24 protein-coding genes and 1 other RNA gene are annotated in these 23,201 nt (G+C 33.0%); 9 read left to right on the top strand and 16 right to left on the bottom strand.

Annotated elements, in window-relative coordinates:
- Positions 1–7: 7 nt before the first annotated feature.
- Genes RM519_RS11340 through RM519_RS11330 form a run of 3 tightly spaced genes read right to left on the bottom strand, consistent with a single transcriptional unit; the run spans position 8 to position 2,133 of the window.
- Positions 8–1,075: a DUF4097 family beta strand repeat-containing protein gene (locus RM519_RS11340; RefSeq protein ID WP_311593929.1), complete on the bottom strand. Its 1,068-nt coding sequence runs from the start codon at positions 1,073–1,075 to the stop codon at positions 8–10.
- Positions 1,059–1,598 carry a hypothetical protein gene (locus RM519_RS11335; protein WP_311593928.1) on the bottom strand — a complete coding sequence of 180 codons (540 nt, stop codon included), beginning with the start codon at positions 1,596–1,598 and terminating at the stop codon, positions 1,059–1,061. The genes RM519_RS11340 and RM519_RS11335 overlap by 17 nt, the downstream gene beginning before the upstream one ends.
- On the bottom strand, positions 1,591–2,133 hold the full coding sequence (locus RM519_RS11330; protein WP_311593927.1) for an RNA polymerase sigma factor: 543 nt from the start codon (positions 2,131–2,133) through the stop codon (positions 1,591–1,593). The genes RM519_RS11335 and RM519_RS11330 overlap by 8 nt, the downstream gene beginning before the upstream one ends.
- A 227-nt stretch (positions 2,134–2,360) precedes the next feature.
- Here RM519_RS11330 and lon point away from each other — a divergent pair, with 227 nt between their 5' ends.
- Positions 2,361–4,814 carry an endopeptidase La gene (lon, locus tag RM519_RS11325; RefSeq protein ID WP_311593926.1) on the top strand — a complete coding sequence of 818 codons (2,454 nt, stop codon included), beginning with the start codon at positions 2,361–2,363 and terminating at the stop codon, positions 4,812–4,814.
- 50 nt (positions 4,815–4,864) lie between these two features.
- Here the strand turns inward: lon and RM519_RS11320 are convergent, their stop codons facing one another.
- From RM519_RS11320 to ruvX, 7 genes are all read right to left on the bottom strand, one after another.
- A complete protein-coding gene (locus tag RM519_RS11320) occupies positions 4,865–5,260 on the bottom strand; it encodes a Dabb family protein (RefSeq protein WP_311593925.1) in 396 nt (131 codons plus the stop codon).
- 56 nt (positions 5,261–5,316) lie between these two features.
- A complete protein-coding gene (locus RM519_RS11315) occupies positions 5,317–5,844 on the bottom strand; it encodes a GNAT family N-acetyltransferase (RefSeq protein ID WP_311593924.1) in 528 nt (175 codons plus the stop codon).
- A gap of 2 nt (positions 5,845–5,846) precedes the next feature.
- On the bottom strand, positions 5,847–6,626 hold the full coding sequence (mazG, locus tag RM519_RS11310) for a nucleoside triphosphate pyrophosphohydrolase (RefSeq protein WP_311593923.1): 780 nt from the start codon (positions 6,624–6,626) through the stop codon (positions 5,847–5,849).
- Positions 6,627–7,046: a DUF5606 family protein gene (locus RM519_RS11305; RefSeq protein WP_311593922.1), complete on the bottom strand. Its 420-nt coding sequence runs from the start codon at positions 7,044–7,046 to the stop codon at positions 6,627–6,629.
- 5 nt (positions 7,047–7,051) lie between these two features.
- Positions 7,052–7,639: a peptide deformylase gene (gene def / locus RM519_RS11300; protein WP_311593921.1), complete on the bottom strand. Its 588-nt coding sequence runs from the start codon at positions 7,637–7,639 to the stop codon at positions 7,052–7,054.
- A gap of 73 nt (positions 7,640–7,712) precedes the next feature.
- Entirely contained in the window at positions 7,713–8,402 is a 690-nt protein-coding gene (locus tag RM519_RS11295; RefSeq protein WP_311593920.1) for a DUF1919 domain-containing protein, read from the bottom strand.
- Between the two features lie 2 nt (positions 8,403–8,404).
- Entirely contained in the window at positions 8,405–8,815 is a 411-nt protein-coding gene (ruvX, locus tag RM519_RS11290) for a Holliday junction resolvase RuvX (protein ID WP_311593919.1), read from the bottom strand.
- A 105-nt stretch (positions 8,816–8,920) separates the two neighbouring features.
- Here ruvX and RM519_RS11285 point away from each other — a divergent pair, with 105 nt between their 5' ends.
- The 4 genes from RM519_RS11285 to RM519_RS11270 are packed head-to-tail and all read left to right on the top strand — an operon-like array spanning position 8,921 to position 12,541.
- Complete coding sequence (locus tag RM519_RS11285; protein ID WP_311593918.1) at positions 8,921–9,736, top strand: 2,3,4,5-tetrahydropyridine-2,6-dicarboxylate N-succinyltransferase; 816 nt, start codon at positions 8,921–8,923, stop codon at positions 9,734–9,736.
- Positions 9,737–9,758: 22 nt separating this feature from the next.
- Positions 9,759–10,508 (top strand): glycosyltransferase family 2 protein, encoded by a 750-nt coding sequence (locus RM519_RS11280; protein ID WP_311593917.1) that lies wholly within the window; start codon positions 9,759–9,761, stop codon positions 10,506–10,508.
- A 48-nt stretch (positions 10,509–10,556) separates the two neighbouring features.
- Positions 10,557–11,114 carry an L-threonylcarbamoyladenylate synthase gene (locus RM519_RS11275; protein ID WP_311593916.1) on the top strand — a complete coding sequence of 186 codons (558 nt, stop codon included), beginning with the start codon at positions 10,557–10,559 and terminating at the stop codon, positions 11,112–11,114.
- A gap of 14 nt (positions 11,115–11,128) precedes the next feature.
- Entirely contained in the window at positions 11,129–12,541 is a 1,413-nt protein-coding gene (locus RM519_RS11270; protein ID WP_311593915.1) for a CCA tRNA nucleotidyltransferase, read from the top strand.
- A 31-nt stretch (positions 12,542–12,572) separates the two neighbouring features.
- Here the strand turns inward: RM519_RS11270 and RM519_RS11265 are convergent, their stop codons facing one another.
- From RM519_RS11265 to RM519_RS11245, 5 genes are read right to left on the bottom strand one after another with little or no spacing between them, the layout of a single operon-like run.
- Complete coding sequence (locus tag RM519_RS11265; RefSeq protein WP_311593914.1) at positions 12,573–13,256, bottom strand: nitroreductase family protein; 684 nt, start codon at positions 13,254–13,256, stop codon at positions 12,573–12,575.
- Positions 13,256–15,085, bottom strand: coding sequence for an ABC transporter ATP-binding protein (locus RM519_RS11260; RefSeq protein WP_311593913.1), 1,830 nt, complete (start codon positions 15,083–15,085; stop codon positions 13,256–13,258). The genes RM519_RS11265 and RM519_RS11260 overlap by 1 nt, the downstream gene beginning before the upstream one ends.
- On the bottom strand, positions 15,085–16,806 hold the full coding sequence (locus tag RM519_RS11255; protein ID WP_311593912.1) for a phospho-sugar mutase: 1,722 nt from the start codon (positions 16,804–16,806) through the stop codon (positions 15,085–15,087). Before RM519_RS11255 ends, RM519_RS11260 begins: the two co-directional genes overlap by 1 nt.
- 53 nt (positions 16,807–16,859) lie before the next feature.
- Positions 16,860–17,819 (bottom strand): glycosyltransferase family 2 protein, encoded by a 960-nt coding sequence (locus tag RM519_RS11250; protein ID WP_311593911.1) that lies wholly within the window; start codon positions 17,817–17,819, stop codon positions 16,860–16,862.
- Positions 17,820–17,832: 13 nt separating this feature from the next.
- Entirely contained in the window at positions 17,833–18,363 is a 531-nt protein-coding gene (locus RM519_RS11245) for a DUF4199 domain-containing protein (protein ID WP_311593910.1), read from the bottom strand.
- Positions 18,364–18,531: 168 nt separating this feature from the next.
- Between RM519_RS11245 and ffs the strand changes: the two genes are divergently transcribed.
- The 4 genes from ffs (at position 18,532) to RM519_RS11225 (ending at position 21,173) form a co-directional block, all read left to right on the top strand.
- An RNA gene (gene ffs / locus RM519_RS11240) (signal recognition particle sRNA small type) lies at positions 18,532–18,630 on the top strand.
- Between the two features lie 66 nt (positions 18,631–18,696).
- Positions 18,697–19,500, top strand: coding sequence for an SDR family oxidoreductase (locus RM519_RS11235; RefSeq protein ID WP_311593909.1), 804 nt, complete (start codon positions 18,697–18,699; stop codon positions 19,498–19,500).
- A 104-nt stretch (positions 19,501–19,604) separates the two neighbouring features.
- Positions 19,605–20,258 (top strand): fructose-6-phosphate aldolase, encoded by a 654-nt coding sequence (gene fsa, locus RM519_RS11230; protein ID WP_311593908.1) that lies wholly within the window; start codon positions 19,605–19,607, stop codon positions 20,256–20,258.
- 123 nt (positions 20,259–20,381) lie between these two features.
- Positions 20,382–21,173 (top strand): dienelactone hydrolase family protein, encoded by a 792-nt coding sequence (locus RM519_RS11225; RefSeq protein WP_311593907.1) that lies wholly within the window; start codon positions 20,382–20,384, stop codon positions 21,171–21,173.
- Between the two features lie 35 nt (positions 21,174–21,208).
- Here RM519_RS11225 and uvrB read toward each other — a convergent pair whose 3' ends face one another.
- Positions 21,209–23,194, bottom strand: a complete 1,986-nt coding sequence (uvrB, locus tag RM519_RS11220; RefSeq protein ID WP_311593906.1) for an excinuclease ABC subunit UvrB — start codon at positions 23,192–23,194, stop codon at positions 21,209–21,211.
- Positions 23,195–23,201: the final 7 nt, after the last annotated feature.

Genomic DNA, 23,201 nt, shown 5'->3' with positions numbered 1-23,201 from the left:
TTATTTATTAGTTTTTATAAATTTTTACACTTCCATAAGATGTTGTAATGGACACATTTCCTTTTGTACCGTTATACGAACCTTCATAATGCTTACTCGTATTTTTAATGATTTCCCTAGTATTTGTAACATTATCTGGTAAAGAAATCCCTCCATATTTACTGCTTATATTGTAACTAAATGAAGCATTAGCATGTACGCCTATTTTAACACCGATATAGTCCGTGTCAATTACTATTTTAGAAAAATTTTGTCCCATTTCTTCTACTTTTAGACTTCCATAATCTGCAGAAACCTCTAATGAGTTTGCAATTTTTCCAAATTTTAAGCTTGCATAGTCACTATCACCACTTATTGAATTGGCATTTTCAGCTTTAATACTTCCGTAATCTGTATTGTAAACCAAATCTCCTACGTTTTCGAATGATGTATCACTGTAATCAGTATTTAAATCAATATTACCAGCATTTTGTATGTCAATAGATGAATAATCAATATTTATGGTTCCATCACCCATTGTTTCAACTGAAGAGCCTCTTGAATAGTCTAAGTTAATGTCTGTATTATTACTTAACAATTCACCAGCTATTAGTTTGCCATAATCAATATTAATATTTGCTCTGCCTTCAAGTTTTTCAATCATAACATTTCCGTAATCCATACTAACATCGAGTTTGTTGCTAATAGGCATTTTTACAATGTATTTAATGTCCATGCTCGAAGAATTGTTGTTTCCAAATAAATTCCAGTTGCTCTTCTTTTCAAATTTAGTTTGAGCAGATACAGAACTATTGCTTCCAGAAATGTTTACGGAGATAGAATTTAACCTATCTAAGGCCTTAGATTCACTATTACTGCTAGTTGTAATGATAATTTCTAAAGTAACCTTGTTTTGGTTAGATGGTTTAATATCGATACTCCCATACTTATTGCTTAATGAAACTAACGCATCAGCATTTACTGTAAACTCTTTATTAATGGTTTTAGTTTTGGTGTATTTTCCTTTTAAATTGTTTGCCAATACAACACTTGGGACAAATAATAATAGTAAAGTAATTTTAACTAAAGTTTTCATATGTTGTTGTTTTTAATTGTTTGTTGTTTTCTATTTGTTCTAATAAATTTTGTAATACTTCTGCACGTTGCTGAAAATTTGAGATCATTGCAAAAATGATTCGTTTATCAGCATTGCTATTTTTCAATTCTATGGTTAAATCTTCATAGTGTCTTTCTAGTTTGTCTAGTTGAACAAATGCATCATTAATCATTGTTTGATTGTCTGCATTTTTTTCTGAGTTTACCTTTTCAATTTCCGATCTAATTAATGAAGTAAAGTAAGTTTGTGTTTCTTCCATTTTAGGTGAGACATCAGCCAATTCTAAACCATTACTAGTTGTCGACTGTCCAAACCAAATTCCGAAAATTAATGCAATAGATGCAGCAATCGAAATCCATTTCCAACTAGAGTTTGTGTTCGATTTAGAATTGTTCTGTTCTTGTAATCGTTTTTCAAACCTATTGAAATGACCAATTGTTGGTTCTGAAAAATCAAAATCTTGCTCGAATAACTTGTCAAATTTAGATTCTGGACTATGCATATTGTGTTGTTAATGTTGTTCGTAATTTGCTTTTTGCTCTAGAAATTGTGGTTCTACTATTTTCATAAGAGATATCCATTATTTCTGAAATTTCTTCATAATCATAACCTTCAATGAGGTGTAAATTCAATGCAATTCTATAATTATCTTTTAATCCATTAATAGCATTCAAAATTAATTTTGGTTCTAAAGATTCTGTTTCAATAACTTCTTCAACAGATTCATTTCTTTTTACTTCTAATTTTACTTCTTCAAAACGATTGTTCTTTTTCAATTGCGTTAAACATTTGTTTATTACAATTCGCTTTAACCAAGCCCCAAAGGCAACTTCTCCTTTAAAAGTGCCCAATTTTGTGAATGCAATTAAAAACGATTCTTGCATCATATCTTCAGCTTCAAAACTGTTGTTCAAAATTCTAAGGGCAGTATTATACATTGCTTTATAATACAGCTTATAAATCTCGAATTGGGCACTTTGTTCTCCATTTTTACAACGAAGTAAAAGTTCACTCGTATGTTGGTTAGTATGTTGCAATTGAATCGTTTCTGTTAAAAAGACAAATTAGAAGTTAAACTGTTACACTTTCGTGAAAATAAATTTACGTTATTAATTTATTTAATGGCATAACTATTGTCCTTACTATACTAAACAGGTTGATTGAGGACAGTTAACTTGTTGAGTTACAATTTAATAATAAGTAAATCAATTTTGTTATTTAATTTTATTAATTTAAGAAATGACAAAATGACTATAATATACATATGAGCGATTCTAAATTTTTAAAAATAGACAATCTGTCATTTCAGAGAATGTTTGATGATGAAGCAGAATTAATTCCTTTAATGACCCCTGAGGATGAAGAGAAGATAAATAAAGAGGATATTCCAGATGAATTACCAATTTTGCCTTTGAGAAATACAGTGCTTTTTCCAGGTGTTGTAATCCCTATTACCGCAGGTAGAGATAAATCTATTCAATTAATAAAAGATGCCAATAAAGGAAATAAAATTATTGGCGTTGTAGCACAAAAGAATGAAACCGTTGAAAACCCATCTATTGATGATATTCATAAGGTGGGAACGGTAGCGCGTATTCTGAAAATGTTAAAAATGCCTGATGGAAATACAACTGTTATTATACAAGGTACAAAACGATTTGAGGTAGCTGCTGTTACTCAAGAGGAACCTTATTTAAAGGCAACCACTAAAAAAATAGAAGAGGATAGGTCTCAAATTAAAGATCCAGAATTTGATGCGATCATAGAATCGATTAAATCGATGGCCTTGAAGATTATTAAAATAAATCCAAGTTTACCGTCGGAAGCGTCATTTGCCATTAAAAACATTGAAAGCAGTCCATTTTTAGTGAATTTCGTTTCATCTAATATGAACTTGTCGGTGGCGGAGAAACAGGAATTAGTAAACATCAACAATTTACAAGAGCGAGCACTACGCACATTAAAGTTGATGTCTAAGGAAATGCAGAAGTTAGAGTTGCGTCAAGATATTCAATCTAAAACGCGCTCTGATATGGATCAGCAGCAACGCGAGTATTATTTAAATCAGCAATTAAAAACAATTCAGGAAGAATTAGGAGGAGTTTCTTATGAAGAGGAAATTGCCGAGATGAAGGAAAAGGCACTTAAGAAAAAATGGCCTCAAGAAATAGGAGAGAAGTTTGATAAAGAAATTGGAAGATTGCAACGTATGAATCCTCAAGTAGCAGAGTATTCTGTTCAACGTAACTATTTGGATTTAATGTTAGAATTACCGTGGTCTGAATATTCAACGGATTTATTCGATTTAAAGCGTGCTCAAAAGATTTTGGATCGAGATCATTTTGGTCTGGAAAAAGTAAAAGATAGAATTATCGAACACTTGGCTGTGTTAAAGTTGAAAGGTGATATGAAATCACCAATCATTTGTTTATACGGACCTCCAGGAGTTGGGAAAACTTCACTTGGTAAGTCTATTGCAGAGTCTTTAGGTAGAGAATATGTGCGTATGTCTTTAGGTGGATTGAGAGATGAAGCAGAGATTCGCGGGCACAGAAAAACGTACATCGGAGCAATGCCTGGTAGATTGTTACAAAGTTTGAAGAAGGCGGGTACGTCAAATCCTGTATTTGTTTTAGATGAAATTGACAAGTTAACAGCAAGTTCTCATAATGGAGACCCATCGGCCGCGATGTTAGAGGTGTTAGATCCAGAACAAAATTCTGAATTCTATGACAATTATTTAGAAGTTGGATATGATTTGTCAAAGATTTTATTTGTGGCAACTGCTAATAGTTTATCTACAATTCCATGGGCGCTAAAGGATAGGATGGAAATTATAAATGTAAGTGGCTATACAATTGAAGAAAAAGTTGAAATAGCGAAAAGACATTTGCTACCTAAGCAGATCAAAGAGCATGGATTAGAAGCTAAAGATATTCAAATTAAAAAAGCAGAATTAGAGAAGATTGTTGAGGGCTATACGCGTGAGTCTGGTGTTAGAGGATTAGATAAACAAATAGCGAAAGTTGTAAGGTATGCCGCAAAATCCATTGCAATGGAGGAGGAGTATAAGACTGCTATTTCTTCTGAAGATGTTGAAAAAATATTAGGCGTTTCTCATTTAGAACGTGATAAATATGAAAATAATAATGTTGCTGGTGTTGTAACTGGTCTGGCATGGACAAGGGTAGGTGGAGATATTTTATTTATAGAGTCCATAATCTCTAAAGGAAAAGGATTGACGATTACTGGAAACCTTGGAACAGTTATGAAAGAGTCTGCCACTATTGCAATGGAGTATATTCGTGCTAAAGCGGATAGTTTTGGTATCGATTCAAAAATTATTGACGAAAATAAAGTCCATATACATGTTCCTGAAGGTGCAACGCCTAAAGATGGTCCAAGTGCTGGAATTACTATGTTAACGTCTTTGGTGTCAGTATTTACACAGCGAAAAGTAAAATCTAGAATTGCTATGTCTGGAGAGATTACTTTAAGAGGAAAGGTATTACCAGTAGGAGGTATAAAAGAGAAAATTTTGGCTGCAAAACGCGCAAATATTAAAGAGATAATTTTATGTGCCGATAATAAGAAAGATGTCGATGAAATTAATCAGCGTTATTTAAAAGGTGTTACTTTTCATTATGTTAAAGAAATGAGTGAAGTAATAGAAATAGCCTTAACAAAGCAAAAAGTTAAAGGAGCAAAAAAGTTATAATAATAAAAGAACCAATTAGTTTACTAATTGGTTCTTTTATTTAATCTTTTTTATTTAGTCCAATAATCTACAACTACTACTTTGTCTAGAATAGGTCCTAAAATTTCGCCAAATGCTTTGTGGTCTGGATGTGGCAAATAAACGGCAAGGTCTTCCTCAGATTCAAAAGTTAGGATATAGCAGTGAGTCAGGCCTTGATGATGATTTTCAGGGCTATTATTCAATCCCCATTCAAATTCTTTGATTTCAGCAATTCTATCAGGTAACGCCAAAAACGCATCATTCGCCACCTTAACCTCTTCTTTTGTTGCGGAATCTTTAAACTTGAAAAGGACGACGTGTCTTAATTTAGTATCATTTATGTTTTTTCCCGCACCAGAAGTACATCCTGGAACTATTAAGAGGCAAACTAAAAGAAGCGTCCCAATTATTGTTGATTTTTTCATTTATTTTTCAATTAGACTTGAAAAATAAGAATTTATTTCTTTGTAATGGTTTTTTACTATATAAACTCAGAAGGGTAAACCACCATTCCATAGACGTTTTTTAAGGAATCTTTATGTAATTCAATGGCCATACAGTTTTCATCTGGAACTTCAAAGGGAACTGAAATATTGAAATCTCTTGCTTTTTTATATCCAAATTTTGGATAATAGTTCTCATGACCTATAACCACAACTGATTCAAATCCTAAATTTAAGGCAATTTCATGTGCGACTAATATTAGTTTGCTACCAATACCTTGGTTTTGAAAATCGGGAGTTACCGAAACTGGTGCAAGTGCCAAAGATTTAAAATCTGAAGTTTTATTTTTTATCTTTATTGGAGTCATTAAAATATTACCAACTATTTTATTGCTAGAGACTGCAACTAAAGATAATTCAGGGATAAAAGATGAAGATCTTCTTAATCTATCTACAATATGTTGTTCTTTGTTATCCGAATGAGGGTCGTTTTCGAATGCTTTTTTAATAAGATCAAAAACGAATGGGTAATCTTGTTGTACTTCTTGTCTAATAAAGAAGTCCATAATTATTTATGGATTTTTTTAGAAGCATTCCAGTAAACATCCATTTCGGCCAATGTCATATCTGAAAGTTCTTTTCCTTCTTTTTTAGCGGCTTCTTCTAAAAATTGAAAACGTTTAATAAACTTTTTATTGGTGCGTTCTAGAGCATTTTCAGGATTTACGTTTATAAATCGAGCATAATTAATCATGGAAAATAACACATCACCAAATTCTGCTTCAATATTATTTTGATGGTCATTTTTAACTTCTTCATTCAATTCAGAAAGTTCTTCTTGAACTTTTTCCCATACTTGTTCTGGATGTTCCCAATCAAATCCTACACCGGCAACTTTATCTTGAATTCTATTTGCTTTTACCATCGCAGGTAAAGAACGAGGAACGCCTTCTAAAACTGAAGTTTTACCCTCTTTAAGTTTTAATTTTTCCCAATTTCGCTTAACTTCTTCTTCGTCTTTTACATCTACATCTCCATATATATGAGGATGACGGTGGATCAATTTTTCTGAAATTTCGTGAGCTACATCTGCAATGTCAAAATCATCGGTTTCAGAACCTATCTTGGCATAAAAAATAATATGAAGTAATAAATCGCCTAACTCTTTTTTTACCTCGTTAAGGTCATTATCTAAAATTGCGTCACCCAACTCATAGGTTTCTTCTATGGTTAAATGACGCAATGATTGCAGTGTCTGTTTTTTGTCCCATGGACATTTTTCACGCAACTCGTCCATTATAGTTAATAATCTATCTATGGCCTTTAGTTGTTGCGATCTTGAATTCATCTATGCTTCGGTTTCAGTCTCTTCGTCTTCAGTTATTGTGCTGAAATCGAAATTGTTTTTTACCAATAAGTTATACCATTGTAATACTTTCTTGATGTTTGATGGATATACTCGCTCATCATCATAATTTGGTAAGACTTCTGAAAAGTATGCCGTTAATTTTGCACTACTGTCTTTAGGGCTGATACTTTCCTTTCCTTCCTCTTTGTCAAAAATTGATTTTAAAACAAATTTTAAAGGAATTTCTTCTTCGTAAGTATAGATTGCAATATTATCTAATACGCTTACATTGTGCATTGCATTTATTGGAAAACGTTTCTTGTCCAACATTGATTCTACAATAATACCTCCTTTAGATTGTGCAATGATTTCATACAACCCTGGTTTTCCTGTAACTGAAATTACTTTTTCTAAACTCATATGTGTTATCTTTTCTTAGGATTGTAGAAACGCATTCTATAATCCGATTTTATTTTTCCTTTTGATATATTCTCTAATTTCTTCTTTATCAGTCGCTTTTTTAAAGACGATAGTTTGTCGGTGAATAAGATACCTTCAATATGATCATATTCGTGCTGAACAACTCTTGCTGCCAACCCTTTCAATTCATCTTTTTGAGGTTCAAAGTTCTCATTCAAATACTCAATTGTTAAATTTTCATGTCTAAAAACATCTTCTCTAACATCAGGAATACTAAGACATCCTTCATTAAAAACCCATTCATCACCGGTTTCGCTGGTAATTTTGGCATTGATAAATACTTTTTTAAATTCACCTAAAAATGTTCGTTCTTCTTCACTTAAATCTTCATCATCTGCAAACGGAGTAGTATCAACTAAAAAGATACGAATTGCTTTTCCAATTTGAGGCGCTGCTAATCCAACTCCATGAGCGTTCTCCATTGTTTGCCACATATTTTCAATTAACTCTGACAAATTTGGATAAGATGCATCAATATCTGCTCCAACTTTTCTTAAAACAGGATCTCCGTATGCAATTATAGGTAATATCATTTTTTAATTTTTATCGGTTGCAAAAGTACGATTTTAGATAGAAACAATAAGAAGTTTTATATCTAGATTTAGATTAAGATTTAAATCGGGTTCTAACTACTTTTTTGTTTAACAACCATTCTGTTAAATCGAAATACAAGAAGGAAATTTTGAAAAGTTTTACACCATTTGGCACGGTAGTTTTATAAACCTTATGAGGCTCTACAATACCTACTTGATTTTCTAGTTTATGGTCTTTTTTGTTTTTAGGAATATATGAAACCTTGTTTTTAAATGGGAGTTTGTGAAAGGCTTCATAGTTCTCTTCAGAGGCTCCCCAAACATCGCTCATTTTAAAAAAGTAGTTGTCCTTATCAGTTACCTCTAACATTCTTTGTGTGCGTCTTTCCCATTTGGTGCCAGCATCTTCTTTGGTTTTGTAATGCGTAAAATGTAACTCTACATCACCTAAAAGCGCCATAGGGTAGTTAAGGGGTCTTTGAGGGTATTTAGTTTCGGTAACAAATTTCAACTCCTTCTTCATGTATTCGTCAAAATCCGATAGCAATTTAATGAAGCAATCGCCATAAATTCCAACGCCAGCAAAGGGACTGTTGTAAGAACGTCCATACCATTGATATACGGCAGCACCCCAACAATCGTCGGCAACTATTACAAATTCAGTGTTTTTCAATTGTTCCTTTTCAACTACAACAATCTTATTTTTTGAATAAACCCTGTTTTTACGTTTTATATAAACATATATGCTTCTAAATAAGTTCATAATTACTTTTGATCTAAATATGTTTGTAAAATAATTGTAGCACTAATTTCATCAATTAACGCCTTATTTTTTCGCTGTTTTTTTCCAAGCCCGCTATCAATCATACTTTGAAAAGCTATTTTTGATGTAAATCTTTCATCGACCCTTTTTACAGGAGTTTTTGGAAACGTTAAATTTAGCTTTTTTAAAAATGGAATAATCAACGCTTCACTTTCACTCGGAGTATTGTTCATTTGCTTGGGTTCTCCAACAATAATTGCGTCAACTTTTTCTTTTGATAAATAGGAATTTAAAAACGAAAATAACTCTTTGGTATTTACCGTAGTAAGCCCAGAGGCAATCAGTTTTAATTCGTCCGTAATGGCAATACCCGTTCTTATTTTTCCGTAATCTATTGCGAGTAATCTTCCCATTTTACCATTATTTTGATACAAAAATACTACTAATAAATAAAAGTGCTTTTATGAAGAATAATTTATTAGGGATAATTATCTTTGTATTTCTAATTTTTTAATGGAATGAAAGGAATTCAACAGATTATTGAAAATGCATGGGAAAACCGTGAATTATTAAAAGAAGTGTCAACTCAAAATACGATAAGAGAGGTAGTTGATTTATTAGATAAAGGAAGTTTAAGAGTTGCTGAACCAATTGAAGGAGGATGGCAAGTTAATGAATGGGTAAAAAAAGCTGTTGTAATGTATTTTCCTATTCAGAAAATGGAAACTTTAGAAGTTGGTATCTTCGAATATCATGATAAAATTCCATTAAAAAAGAATTATGCTGAACGAGGAATTAGAGTAGTACCACATGCAGTAGCGAGACATGGATCCTATATTTCTTCAGGTACTATATTAATGCCAAGTTATGTAAATATAGGTGCTTATGTAGACGAAGGAACTATGGTAGATACTTGGGCAACTGTAGGTAGTTGCGCTCAAATTGGGAAAAATGTACATTTAAGTGGTGGTGTTGGTATTGGAGGTGTATTAGAGCCATTACAAGCAGCACCAGTAATTATAGAAGATGATGTTTTTGTAGGATCTCGTTGTATTGTTGTTGAAGGAGTGCGAGTAGAAAAGGAAGCAGTCCTTGGAGCAAATGTTGTTTTGACAATGAGCACGAAAATTATTGATGTAACAGGTGATGAGCCTATAGAAATGAAAGGAAGGGTCCCAGCGAGATCTGTTGTTATTCCGGGATCATATCCAAAGAAGTTTAAATCTGGAACATTTAATGTACCTTGTGCCTTAATTATTGGAAAAAGAAAAGAAAGTACAAATAAGAAAACATCATTAAATGATGCACTTCGCGAAAATAATGTAGCGGTTTAATTTTATATTTGAAAAAGAACACTTGAAAGTAACTGCTATAATACCAACCTTTAACGAGGAAATACATATTGAAGATGCTATAAAGTCCGTTAGTTTTGCTGATGAGATAATTGTTATTGATTCCTTCAGTACTGATAGAACGGTAGAGTTGGCAGAACAGTATGACATTCGTTTAATTCAGAGAGAATTTGATGATTTTTCTTCACAGAAGAATTTTGCAATAGATCAGGCTGAAAATGATTGGATTTACCTTTTAGATGCCGATGAACGTGTTACTCCTAATTTAGAAGTTGAAATATTAAATGCTCTAAAAGACCCAAAGGATTTTGTAGGGTTTTATGTGTATAGAACCTTTTATTTTGGCGGAAGAAAAATAAAATATAGTGGTTGGCAACGAGATAAAGTTGCTCGTTTGTTTAACAGGAATTTCTGTAGATATAATGGTAACTTAGTGCATGAAGTTATAAAAGCAAACGGTAAATTAGGTTTCTTTAAAAGTAAATTAGAGCATTATTCTTACAGGGGGTTTGATCATTATATCAATAAATTAAATCAATATGCTTGGTTGCAAGCCGAGCAATTAAAACGAAAGAATAAGAAGGTAAATGCTTTTCATATTTTTGTAAAACCAATTGCTCGATTTTTTATTCATTATTTTATTAGGTTAGGAATTTTAGATGGCTTTCCTGGATTTGTAATTGCGGTGACACAATCCTATGGTGTTCTAACCAGGTTTATTAAGTTGTGGTTATTAAATCATAATTTGCGCTAGCAATTCTACACAGCCATAATTCATGTATTGAAACAAAAAAATTGTCCAATGAATGAAGAATTTAAAAAAGTAGTTTTATTTCTGAACAAAGGCAATACCTTGCTTTATCCTACAGATACTGTATGGGGAATTGGTTGTGATGCAACGGACAATAATGCAGTTCAAAGAATTTTTGAAATAAAGAAAAGGCCCAGTTCAAAAAGTTTAATCTTATTAGTAGATTCGATAGAAATGCTTCAGGATTATGTAAAAATAACCAATGAGATACATGACTTTTTAGCGAATTCTACTCGGCCTACCACCGTTATTTATACACAGCCTAAGGGAATAGCGAAAAATTGCATTGCAGATGATAATACTGTTGCTATCCGTATTGTTAAGGATGAATTTTGTCAAGAACTGATTCGTAGATTTGGCAGGCCATTGGTTTCGACTTCTGCGAATATTAGTGGTGAACCAACACCGCAATCTTTTCAAGAAATAGACAAAGCAATTTTGGAGAGCGTAGACTATGTTGTAAATTTGCCGAACCATTCAGGGAGTCAGTTACCTTCAAAAATAGTGAAAGTCTTACCTTCTGGAGAAATTGAAGTACTAAGAGCTTAGTAAGCCATTAATCTATGAATTATTCTGTAGCTATTACACATCCTATATTTGAATTTATTTCAAAAGCTTCAACCAATTTAAGTATAGAATCTTATGTAATTGGTGGATTTGTTCGCGATTTTATTTTAAAACGAGGAACTGCAAAAGATGTAGATATCGTAGCCATTGGAAGTGGAATTAAACTCGCGCAAGAAGTTGCTAAGCTATTGCCAAATCAACCTAAGGTGCAGGTTTTTAAAACCTATGGTACAGCGATGTTACGCTACGACGATATTGAAGTTGAATTTGTTGGAGCAAGAAGAGAGTCTTATGCTGAAGATAGTAGAAACCCAATAGTAGAAAATGGAACTTTAGAGGATGATCAAAATCGCAGAGACTTTACAATTAACGCCTTGGCCATTAGTTTAAACGAGAACTCTCGAGGAGATTTACTTGATCCTTTTGGTGGAATTAAAGATTTAGAAAATAAAATAATAAGAACACCATTAGAGCCAGGTATTACTTATTCTGATGACCCCTTAAGAATGATGCGAGCAATTAGATTTGCCACACAGTTGAATTTTAGAATTGAAGAAGATTCTCTTTTGGCTATCTCTGAACATTCTGAACGATTAAAGATTATAACAAGGGAACGAATTGTTGATGAACTGAATAAAATTATTGCTTCACCAAAGCCTTCAATAGGATTTTTATTATTGTATAAATGTGATCTATTGAATCAAATCCTTCCTGAAGTTACAGCATTAAAAGGAGTTGAGGATGTCGATGGGCAAAAACATAAAGATAACTTTTACCACACCTTTGAGGTTGTTGATAATATTTCTGAACACACGCAAGATCTTTGGCTTCGTTGGGCAGCATTGTTGCATGATATTGGAAAGGCGCCAACAAAGAAATTTGATAAGAAAATAGGTTGGACTTTTCATGCGCATGAGTTTGTAGGTTCTAAAATGGTTTATAAACTATTTAAACGGTTAAGAATGCCATTGAACAATAAGATGAAATTTGTTCAAAAGATGGTGTTATTAAGTTCTCGCCCAATTGTTTTGGCATCTGAAGTAACTGATTCTGCCGTAAGACGTTTAATTTTTGACGCTGGTGAAGATATAGAAAGTTTAATGACTTTATGCGAAGCGGACATTACTACTAAGAACCCTAAGAAATTCAAGCGTTATCATAAAAACTTTGAATTGGTCCGTCAAAAAATTAAGGAAGTAGAAGAACGTGACCATGTTCGTAATTTTCAGCCGCCAATTTCTGGTGAATTGATAATGAAAACGTTCGAATTAAAACCATGTAGAGAAATAGGCCAAATTAAAGATGCTATTAAAGAAGCAATCTTAGAAGGTGAAATAGCAAATGACTACGATGAGGCATTTCAATTCATGCTTTCTAAAGCTGATAGCCTTGGTCTGAAAAGGGCTTAGAATTTTTTGTTGTTGTTTAAAAGTTCACTTTTTACTCGTAAAAAACACTAATTTCATCCAAGCCTTTACGGTCGATGTTCGGAACGTAAATAGGTTCTTTTGGGTATCCAACAGGAAGCAAAAGAAACGGTCGCTCGTTAGAAGGCCTTTCCAATACTTTAGTAAGAAAATTCATTGGGCTAGGTGTATGTGTCAACGTAACTAGTCCTGCATTATGAATAGCCGAGATTAACATACCAGATGCAATACCAACAGATTCATTTACATAATAATTATTGTGTTTTTCACCATTTTCATGCTCATAAACCCTTTTGAACACTACAATAAGCCATGGTGCAATTTCCAAAAAAGGCTTGTTATCATCTGTTCCTAACGGTTCTAAATCTTTTCTCCAACGATCACTCATTCTTTTAGAATAAGTTTCTTTTTCTTCAGCTTCTGCTGCTGCTCTAATTTTCGATTTAATTTCGGCACTAGAAATAGCACAAAATGTCCATGGTTGCTTGTGTGCTCCAGAAGGAGCCGTTGATGCACTCATCATAATATTCTCAATAACCTCTTTGGATACTTCTTTATCAGAATATTCTCTAACAGACCTTCTTGAGTTTAGCCATTTATAAAATTCTTTACTACGATTCTTCATGGTATCGACATCATAACTTTCGTGTTGATGTGAAACATGTTTATGTCCGTTTATAAAGATATGTTCGCTCATTAGGCTAAAGATTGCATGGTTACTAATTTATGATACGTGCCATTTAAGGCCAGTAATTCTTCGTGTTTTCCTTGTTCAACAATTTTACCTTTTTTCAATACAACAATCTTATCAGCTTTCTGAATGGTAGAGAGTCTGTGAGCAATAACCAACGAAGTTCTATTTTGCATCATTTTTTCTAAGGCCAATTGTACCAATTGTTCACTTTCAGTATCCAACGCAGAAGTCGCTTCATCAAGAACCATTATTGGCGGATTTTTCAATACAGCTCTAGCAATAGATAAACGTTGTTTTTGACCTCCCGATAACTTGTTTCCGCTGTCTCCAATATTTGTATTGTATTGTTCAGGTAAATCTTTTATAAATTCATGTGCATTGGCAATTGAAGACGCATCTAATATGTCTTTATCATTAGGATTTTCAACCCCTAAACTGATATTATTTTTAATGGTGTCATTAAAAAGGATTGAATCTTGTGTTACAATTCCCATTAAGCCTCTTAAAGATTTCTTGCTAATATTTTTAATATCAATATCATCTATTGTAATAGTTCCTTTATTTACATCATAAAATCGAGTGATAAGATTTGCAATGGTAGATTTACCACTTCCAGACTGACCAACTAAGGCAACAGTTTGTCCTTTATTAACTGTTAATGAAAAATCTTTTAACACATATTCGTCTTCATATTTAAAAGAAATATTGTTAAATGAAATTGATTTTTCAAATTCGCCTTTATCAATGGCATTTTTTGCATCAACAATAGTGTTTTCAGTTTCTAAGACTTCTAAAATACGTTCTGCAGAAGCATCTCCTCGTTGAATATTTGAATATGCTGTTGCAATTGCCTTGGCAGGATTCAATACTAAATAAAACAAACCTATATATCCAAAAAATTCTTGAGGAGTCATATCACTGTTTTCTCCTAAAACCAAGCGTCCACCAAACCATAGAATTGCGATAATCGTAGTTGTTCCTAAGAATTCACTCATTGGTGACGCCAATGTTTTTCTATGTAATACACTTGTCATCAAATTCCGATACTTCTTGGTGGAATTATTGAATTTATTTTCGATTCGTTCCTCAGCATTAAAACCTTTTATGACCCTCAATCCAGTTAAGGTTTCTTCTATAAAAGACAAGAAATTACCATTTTCTTTTTGTGCTAATAACGAATTTGCTTTTAGTTTTTTACTAATAGATGATATGATAAAACCAGAAACAGGTAAAAGAATAAAAACAAATAGCGTTAGTTTAACGCTAATAGCAAACATAGATACTAGGGTTAATACAATTGTTAATGGTTCTCTTACTATAGTTTCTAAAGAAGTCAAAAAAGAAACTTCGATTTCTTGTACGTCTGAAGTCATTCTGGCAATGACATCACCTTTTTTCTTTTCTGAAAAATAGGCAATTGGCAATTCTACAATTTTTCTATATAGTTTATCTCTTAAATCCTTAACAATTCCGTTTCTTAAATAGGCTAGAACAAATGAAGCTAAGTATCTAAAGAAGTTTTTAAAGAAAAATAAACTGAATGAAAGAATGCAAATAAATAGTAAAGCTTTGTCTATCCCTCCACTTTCCATCATTTCGGTAACCCTATAATTAAGTGAGTTTTGAACAAAATTATAAATGGACTTAATTCCTTCGTAAGTTGGTTTTTCATACACCTGTTTTTCCTGTCCAAATAAAATTCCTAGTACTGGGATAAATCCTAAAACAGACAGAACATTAAAAATGGCATATAATATGTTGAAAATTACATTTAACCAGATAAATCTAGTATAAGGCTTGGCAAATGCCAATATTTTCCTGAAATAAGTCATTAAATCAAATTCATTTCTTGAATGATACGTTCTGTTTTGGCTGCTAATTCCGCCTCAACTTGAGATGCAATAGTTGTATTTGCTAACTTCGTATTTACACTAAAATAGAATTTAATTTTAGGCTCTGTACCACTTGGTCTTGCCGCTATACGAGTACCACTCTCCGTTTGATAAATGAGTACGTTAGATTTTGGAATGTCCATTGTAATTTCTTCACCTGTGATTAAATTTTTTCGAATAGAAGATTGATAATCACTTAAAGTTTCAATTTTTTCACCATCAATTTCTGTTAGGGGGTTCTCGCGCATACCTTTCATCATATTACTGATTTGCTCGGCGCCATCCATACCTTTTTTAACAATTGAAATTAGGTGTTCTTTATAGAAACCATTTCTGGCGTATATATTTAGTAATTCATTATAAAATGAACTTCCATTTTCTTTTGCCCAAGCAGCAATTTCACAAGCTAGTAGGGTAGCGGTAACAGCATCTTTATCTCTTACAAAATCGCCTACCATATATCCGAAACTCTCTTCGCCACCACCAATAAAATCCATTGAATCAAAATCTCGAATCATTTTTGCAATCCATTTAAATCCTGTCAATCCAATTTTGGTTTCAACTCCATAACCTTCAGCAATTCTATTCACCAATTCTGAAGAAACAATGGTAGAACCTACAAATTGATTTCCGTTTAAACGACCTTCGTTTTTCCATTTTTTAATAAGGAAATCGGTCATAACGCTCATGGTTTGATTCCCATTGAGTAAGGTTATGTCGCCATTTAAATTTCTTACAGCAACACCTAATCTATCACAATCAGGATCTGTTCCTATTACAATATCTGCTCCAATCTTATCAGCCAAATCTGTTGCCATTTTTAATGCTGCAGGTTCTTCAGGATTTGGTGAAGCTACTGTCGGAAAATCCCCGTTTGGTTTTCTCTGTTCTTCAACAATATGAACATCTGTATAGCCGGCACGTTTCAATGTTTCCGGCATAGAGACTATTGAAGTACCGTGTAATGAAGTAAAAACAATTTTTAAATTATCCCTGTTAGACAATGATGGAATTTTTCCGTTTTCCACAGCGCCATTGATAAATGCATCATCAACTTTAGACCCAATTATTTCTATTAGGCTTGTATCTTCTGTATATTTTATTTCAGAAAAATCTAACTTGTTTACTTCAGAAATTATTTTATCGTCGTGTGGAGGAACAATTTGACCACCATCTGACCAATATACTTTATACCCATTATATTCTGGAGGATTATGAGATGCTGTTAAAACAATCCCTGCATCACAACCTAAATGTCTAACCGCAAAAGAAAGTTCTGGAGTTGGTCTTAAACTATCAAATACAAACGCCTTAATACCATTGGCAGCAAAAACGCTTGCAACAATATGTGCAAATTTTTGACTATTATGACGGCAATCGTACGCTATGACAACCTTTAGTTCTTTATTAGGAAAATTTTGATTTAAATAATTTGACAAGCCTTGCGTGGCTCTTCCCAAGGTATATTTGTTTATACGATTGGTTCCTGCTCCCATCATACCACGCATTCCACCAGTTCCGAATTCTGTGTTTTTATAAAAACGATCCGCCAATTCATCCGGATTGTTATCAATTAAGTTTTGAATTTCTTGCTGCGTTTCTGCATCAAATGTAGCAGATAACCAACTTTGAGCTTTTGCTAATATTTCTTGAGTATTCATAGGAATGTTGAACTTCTTAAGTTTAAAGACAAATATAGAAATTTATGAAAAGATTATAAGTGTAACTTTTTACTAATCTTATAAAGACTTTCATCTCTTTTAGATCGCAATATCAGTTCTCCAATAAATCCTGATAAAAAGAAAAGCGTACCGATAACCATAGTAGTTAAAGCAATATAAAACCAAGGGTTTTCAGTTATTAACTTAGTAGGTGTATGAAAAACGAACAAACGCAATAATTTCATAACACCAATATAAACTGCCGAAAAGAAACCAACAGCGAACATTAGACTTCCTAATAATCCAAATAAGTGCATAGGACGTTTGCCAAATTTGGATAAAAACCAAATTGTAATTAAATCTAAGAACCCATTGATAAAACGGTCCATTCCAAATTTAGTTTCTCCGTATTTTCTAGCTTGATGTTGCACAACTTTTTCATCGATTTTATTGAAACCTGCATTTTTAGCCAATACCGGAATATAACGATGCATTTCTCCATATACATCAACATTCTTTACTACCTCATTGCTATAAGCCTTTAGTCCACAATTAAAATCATGTAGTTTTAATCCAGACGTTTTTCTTGCGGCCCAATTAAATAATTTAGAAGGAATATTTTTACGAATTTTAGAATCAAAGCGTTTTTTCTTCCAACCAGAGATTAAGTCAAATCCTTCTTTGGTAATGAGATCATATAATTCAGGGATCTCGTCTGGACTATCTTGTAAATCAGCGTCCATGGTAATGACAACATTACCTTGCGCAATTTTAAATCCAGCATTTAAGGCCTGTGACTTGCCATAATTTGTTTGGAATTTAATTCCTTTTACATGGCGGTCTTTTTCAGACAATTCTTGAATTACCTTCCAAGAGTTGTCGGTAGAGCCATCATCAATAAAAAGGATTTCATAAGAATAACGATTGGATTGCACAACTCGTACAATCCAATCGTATAATTCATTTAAAGATTCGTCTTCATTCAACAAAGGAATGACAACAGATATATTCATTTAATATTTTTTTCTAGATACTAGTAACTTCTTCGTTTGACTTCTTCATAATTAAACCTACAATTAACGAAGTAATAAAACCAAAAAACAAACTAGAAATTAACACAATTCCAGTAGTAACCATTGGGTTGGCCATCGTTTCATACATAGACTTGGCACCATCAATTTGTTCATCGGTCATTCCTGAATCAATCCATGAATTTTCTTGAATGGTATACATGTTTGTATAAAAATCAGGTTCAACAAAATTTATGAATACCATAAAATATATGATATAAACAATTGCTGAAATAAGTGATATTCCAAGACCAATTTTTAACGCCTCTCCAAGTTTTAGAAACCCGCCATTACCAGCTTTAAACTCTTTTAACCCCATTGCTATAACAACAATCGTTAAAACGATACTTACCAATGTAGCCCAAAAGGGTTGGTCGTAAGACTGGCCTAAGGCATAAACTGTTACCGCTAGCAGAATTGAAGCAATTCCAAGCATAACACCTTTACTAAGCATAATTGATTTTGAAGAGACTGTTTGATTTTCCATTTTTTTAAGTAGTTTAATTAGTTGAACAAATATACTAAAAACTATAAGTATTTGAGTTTGAAGTATTTTTTAATTTATAAAATGATTAGTAGTCAGTTCATTAAAAATGTTACAGAAAAAAGAATAAAAATTGGTTGCCCATTGCTAAAATTGATTGTAAATTTGCAGCGGCAAGTCCTACACAACTAGCTCCCTTTGAATCCCCCAGGGCGGGAACGCAGCAAGGGTATTAGGTTGTAGCAGTGTGATGTAGGTCGCTTGCCATTTTTTGTATCCGAAACTTTCTTCTTTTTCTCATTTTTTTATTGATCAAAACCACTTATTTTTACCCTTATGAGTAAAGTTATATTTATAACCGGAGGTTCATCTGGTATTGGAAAATCTATCGGAGAGTTTTTATCGGAAAAAGGATATGTAGTTTATGGAACTAGTAGAAATCCTGATAATATGAAAAATCATCCTTTTAATTTAGTTGCTTTGGATGTTACCAATCCGAAATCTATATCTAATGCAATTGCCGAAGTCATTACTAAAGAAGGACGATTAGATGTGTTGGTAAATAATGCCGGAATGGGTATTACTGGACCTATTGAAGATACACCGACAGATGAAATGCGTAAAGTTTTTGATACGAATTTATTCGGAGCGATTGATGTTGCTAAGGCGGTTTTGCCAATTATGAGAAATCAGAAATCTGGATTGATCATTAATGTTACTTCAATTGCTGGTTATATGGGCTTACCTTATCGTGGAATTTACTCTGCGACCAAAGGTGCTTTAGAATTGGTTACAGAAGCCATGAGTATGGAGACGAAAAGGTTTGGAATAAATGTTACCAATGTTGCACCAGGGGACTTTGCAACAAGTATTGCAAGTGGTCGCTATCATACGCCGATATTCGAGAATTCAGCTTATAAAGAAAACTACCAGTTAAACCTTGACCTTATGGATGCGCATGTAGATGAAGGAGGTGACCCAATTGAAATGGCGAAAACGGTTTATGAGATTATCAATACTAAAAATCCGAAACTTCATTATAAAGTGGGAGATTTTATGCAGAAGTTTTCCATTGTTTTAAAGCGGATATTACCGGATAGGATGTATGAAAAATTATTGATGAACCATTATAAATTGTAGTTCGAAAAATTTTAGTAAATCTTTACTTATTTGTTTAAACATCAAGTGGCAAAGTGTTAGTTTTTCATATCTTTGCACCATAAAATTTAACTCAAAATATACTCATGAAGTTTTTTATTGACACAGCGAATTTAGATCAAATTAGAGAGGCTCAAGCCTTAGGGATTTTAGATGGTGTTACGACCAACCCATCATTAATGGCTAAGGAAGGAATTACCGGCCAAAAAAATATTTTAAAGCATTACGTAGACATATGTAATATTGTTGAAGGTGATGTGAGTGCTGAAGTAATTTCAACTGATTTTGAGGGAATGATTAAAGAAGGTGAAGCCTTGGCTGCTTTACATCCACAAATTGTAGTGAAGATTCCTATGATTAAAGATGGGGTGAAAGCATGTAAGTATTTTTCTGAAAAAGGAATCAAAACAAACGTAACCTTGATTTTTTCTGCTGGACAAGCATTGTTAGCAGCAAAAGCAGGAGCAACATATATGTCTCCTTTTATAGGTCGTTTAGATGATATTTCTACTGATGGATTAAATTTAATTTCTGAGATTAGATTAATTTATGACAACTATGGTTTTGATACGCAAATTTTAGCGGCATCTGTAAGACATACAATGCATATTATGGATTGTGCTAAAATTGGCGCAGATGTAATGACAGGGCCTTTAAGTGCCATTGAAGGTTTATTAAAACATCCATTGACTGATATTGGATTGGCTAAGTTTTTAGCAGACTATAATGAAGGAAACTAATTCCTTAAAACATAAATTTATAAAGGCCGTGATTTTCACGGCTTTTTGTTTTTTTTAACATTTATTTTTTTGAGTGTAAATGGATTAGAATTAATTTTAAGATCTAATCATTATACTTTTAAGATGAAAAACCTATTGTATTGCCTTGCATTTTTTTCTTTAATTTTTGTTATTAGTTGTAGTTCTGATGATGATACACCTCCTAAAGAGCCGAGAACAGCAGCTGATGTTAGAGAAGATTTTAGCAATTTAATTATTAATGATGGTGTTAATGATTTGGCTCTGGAATCGTTGGTTGAAGGTGTTTTCTGGAATTTTAGAATTGTTCAGCCAGAATCGGCAAGTTCAGCCAATAAGAGACCTTTAATAATTGATTTGCATGGTGGCGCTAGAAATATGCTACTAGATGCGCATAAAACAACAAGTTGCTTGATACTTCCAGGTATGGAAAATTTAGACCCTTATATTGTTAGACCAAACAGTAGTGGATATCAATGGTATGATGAGTTTAATCAAGTTCAAGTTCAGGCACTAGTAGATATGGTTTCTCAATTTTTAGATGTAGATACTTCTAAAATTGTGGTAATGGGTTATAGTGATGGAGGCAACGGTAGTTTTTTCTTTGCTCAGTTCTTTCCAGAAATATTTTCAGCGGCAATTCCCTTAGCCAGTTCTTATGATACGAGTAGTTCAGGAGGATATACAAAATTTGATATTCCTATTTATGCTTTCCATGGTGAAGAAGATGAATTGTTTGATGTTGAAATAACACAGGGGTTTATCGATGGTTCTATTAATGCGGGGTCAGATATTACATTTGTCCGTGTTGCTGGTTTAGACCATTTTGCGGGATGTGAATATGAAACATATATGCCAGATGTAGAAGATTGGTTGTTAAACCATGTTTGGAATTAAGAATTAAAAGCCGCTCAACTATTGAGCGGCTTTTTTTATAAGTGTGTTTGTAATTCTTTTATTTCATCGCGTAATTGAGCCGCAACTAAAAAATCTAAAGCTTTTGCAGCTTCTTCCATTAATTTACGCTTGTCTCTAATACGTTGTTCAATTTCTCCTTTCGATAAATATTGAGCTTCTTCTTCTGCAGCCTTGTTAGAATTATCATAGTGGAATGAAGATACATTGGTTTTAATCAATGAATTATCAATGGCCTTCTTAATTTGTTTAGGTGTTATGTTGTTCGCAGTATTGTAAGCAATTTGCTTTTCTCTTCTCCGTGTAGTTTCATCAATTGTCAATTGCATGCTGTTGGTAATTTTATCAGCATATAAAATAGCTTTGCCTTCAACGTTTCTTGCAGCACGACCAATGGTTTGTGTTATAGATCTATGACTTCTTAGAAACCCTTCTTTATCTGCATCTAAAATTGCCACCAAAGAAACTTCTGGTAAATCCAATCCTTCTCTTAACAGGTTTACACCAATTAAAACATCGAATAAACCTTTTCTTAAATCTTGCATTATTTCAACACGTTCCAAAGTGTCAACATCAGAATGAATATAACGACAACGAATTTGGATTCGACTCAAGTATTTTGTTAACTCTTCAGCCATTCTTTTAGTCAACGTTGTAACTAAAGTTCGTTCATCTTTTTCAACTCTTATTTGAATTTCCTCAATTAAATCATCAATTTGATTTAAACTAGGTCTTACATCAATTATTGGATCTAAAAGCCCAGTAGGTCTAATTACTTGTTCAACAAAAAGACCTTCTGTTTTCTGTAGTTCGTAATCTGCGGGAGTAGCACTTACATATATTGTTTGGTTTTGAATGGCTTCAAACTCTTCAAATTTTAGAGGTCTATTATCCATTGCTGCAGGCAATCTAAACCCAAATTCTACTAAATTCTCTTTTCTACTTCTGTCACCACCATACATGGCATGTGTTTGTGGAATGGTAACATGACTTTCATCTATAATCATTAAATAATCATCAGGAAAATAATCTAGAAGACAGAACGGTCTTGTGCCTGCTTCTCTACCATCTAAATATCTAGAATAGTTTTCTATTCCTGAACAATAGCCCAATTCACGGATCATTTCTAAATCGAATTCTGTCCGTTCCTTTAACCTTTTTGCTTCTAAATGTTTTCCGATTTCTTTAAAATAATCATGCTGTTTCATCAGATCTTCTTGAATTTGATGAATGGCATTCTGCATTACATCGGGCGAAGTCACAAAAAGATTGGCAGGATAAATGGTTAAGTTTTCAAACTTTTCTACTACTTCGTTGTTTTGTAAATCAAAACTTTCGATTTCTTCAATTTCATCACCAAAGAAATGTATGCGATAAGCATAATCTCCATAAGATGGATATACAGTAACAATATCTCCCTTTACTTTAAAAGTACCACTGCTAATTTCCATTTCTGTTCTTGAGTATAAACTTTGAACGAGTTGATGTAAGAATTTAGTCCTGGATATTTGCATATCCTGTTCAATTTCAATTACATTCTTTTTAAATTCAATCGGATTTCCAATCCCGTATAAACAAGATACTGAAGCAACTACTAAAACATCTCTACGACCAGATAATAGGGCTGAGGAGGTGCTAATTCTCATGCGTTCTATATCATCGTTTATTGATAGATCTTTTTCAATAAATGTACCTGTAACAGGTATGTATGCTTCTGGTTGGTAGTAATCGTAATAAGAAACGAAATACTCAACAGCGTTGTCTGGAAAGAACTGCTTAAACTCAGAATATAATTGGGCGGCTAATGTTTTGTTGTGTGCCAAAACCAAAGTAGGTCTATCCACTTTTTCAATCACATTGGCAACGGTAAACGTTTTTCCAGACCCAGTAACACCAAGCAAAACTTGACTGTCGTCTCCATTATTCAATCCATCTACTAATTGAGCAATTGCTTCGGGTTGATCACCCGTTGGTTTAAATTCTGATTTTAGTTTAAATTCCATACAGTAA

The organism is Urechidicola vernalis, from assembly GCF_031846385.1.
Lineage (GTDB): Bacteria > Bacteroidota > Bacteroidia > Flavobacteriales > Flavobacteriaceae > Urechidicola > Urechidicola vernalis.
This window is presented reverse-complemented; position numbering and strand designations above follow the sequence as displayed.

What these genes read in the sequence shown, in the direction of transcription:
- RM519_RS11340 (WP_311593929.1), bottom strand. Translation starts at nt 1,075, where the DNA reads ATGAAAACTTTAGTTAAAATTACTTTACTATTATTATTTGTCCCAAGT.
- RM519_RS11335 (WP_311593928.1), bottom strand. Translation starts at nt 1,598, where the DNA reads ATGCATAGTCCAGAATCTAAATTTGACAAGTTATTCGAGCAAGATTTT.
- lon (WP_311593926.1), top strand. Translation starts at nt 2,361, where the DNA reads ATGAGCGATTCTAAATTTTTAAAAATAGACAATCTGTCATTTCAGAGA.
- RM519_RS11320 (WP_311593925.1), bottom strand. Translation starts at nt 5,260, where the DNA reads ATGAAAAAATCAACAATAATTGGGACGCTTCTTTTAGTTTGCCTCTTA.
- RM519_RS11315 (WP_311593924.1), bottom strand. Translation starts at nt 5,844, where the DNA reads ATGGACTTCTTTATTAGACAAGAAGTACAACAAGATTACCCATTCGTT.
- mazG (WP_311593923.1), bottom strand. Translation starts at nt 6,626, where the DNA reads ATGAATTCAAGATCGCAACAACTAAAGGCCATAGATAGATTATTAACT.
- RM519_RS11305 (WP_311593922.1), bottom strand. Translation starts at nt 7,046, where the DNA reads ATGAGTTTAGAAAAAGTAATTTCAGTTACAGGAAAACCAGGGTTGTAT.
- def (WP_311593921.1), bottom strand. Translation starts at nt 7,639, where the DNA reads ATGATATTACCTATAATTGCATACGGAGATCCTGTTTTAAGAAAAGTT.
- RM519_RS11295 (WP_311593920.1), bottom strand. Translation starts at nt 8,402, where the DNA reads ATGAACTTATTTAGAAGCATATATGTTTATATAAAACGTAAAAACAGG.
- ruvX (WP_311593919.1), bottom strand. Translation starts at nt 8,815, where the DNA reads ATGGGAAGATTACTCGCAATAGATTACGGAAAAATAAGAACGGGTATT.
- RM519_RS11285 (WP_311593918.1), top strand. Translation starts at nt 8,921, where the DNA reads ATGAAAGGAATTCAACAGATTATTGAAAATGCATGGGAAAACCGTGAA.
- RM519_RS11275 (WP_311593916.1), top strand. Translation starts at nt 10,557, where the DNA reads ATGAATGAAGAATTTAAAAAAGTAGTTTTATTTCTGAACAAAGGCAAT.
- RM519_RS11270 (WP_311593915.1), top strand. Translation starts at nt 11,129, where the DNA reads ATGAATTATTCTGTAGCTATTACACATCCTATATTTGAATTTATTTCA.
- RM519_RS11265 (WP_311593914.1), bottom strand. Translation starts at nt 13,256, where the DNA reads ATGAGCGAACATATCTTTATAAACGGACATAAACATGTTTCACATCAA.
- RM519_RS11260 (WP_311593913.1), bottom strand. Translation starts at nt 15,085, where the DNA reads ATGACTTATTTCAGGAAAATATTGGCATTTGCCAAGCCTTATACTAGA.
- RM519_RS11255 (WP_311593912.1), bottom strand. Translation starts at nt 16,806, where the DNA reads ATGAATACTCAAGAAATATTAGCAAAAGCTCAAAGTTGGTTATCTGCT.
- RM519_RS11250 (WP_311593911.1), bottom strand. Translation starts at nt 17,819, where the DNA reads ATGAATATATCTGTTGTCATTCCTTTGTTGAATGAAGACGAATCTTTA.
- RM519_RS11245 (WP_311593910.1), bottom strand. Translation starts at nt 18,363, where the DNA reads ATGGAAAATCAAACAGTCTCTTCAAAATCAATTATGCTTAGTAAAGGT.
- RM519_RS11235 (WP_311593909.1), top strand. Translation starts at nt 18,697, where the DNA reads ATGAGTAAAGTTATATTTATAACCGGAGGTTCATCTGGTATTGGAAAA.
- fsa (WP_311593908.1), top strand. Translation starts at nt 19,605, where the DNA reads ATGAAGTTTTTTATTGACACAGCGAATTTAGATCAAATTAGAGAGGCT.
- RM519_RS11225 (WP_311593907.1), top strand. Translation starts at nt 20,382, where the DNA reads ATGAAAAACCTATTGTATTGCCTTGCATTTTTTTCTTTAATTTTTGTT.
- uvrB (WP_311593906.1), bottom strand. Translation starts at nt 23,194, where the DNA reads ATGGAATTTAAACTAAAATCAGAATTTAAACCAACGGGTGATCAACCC.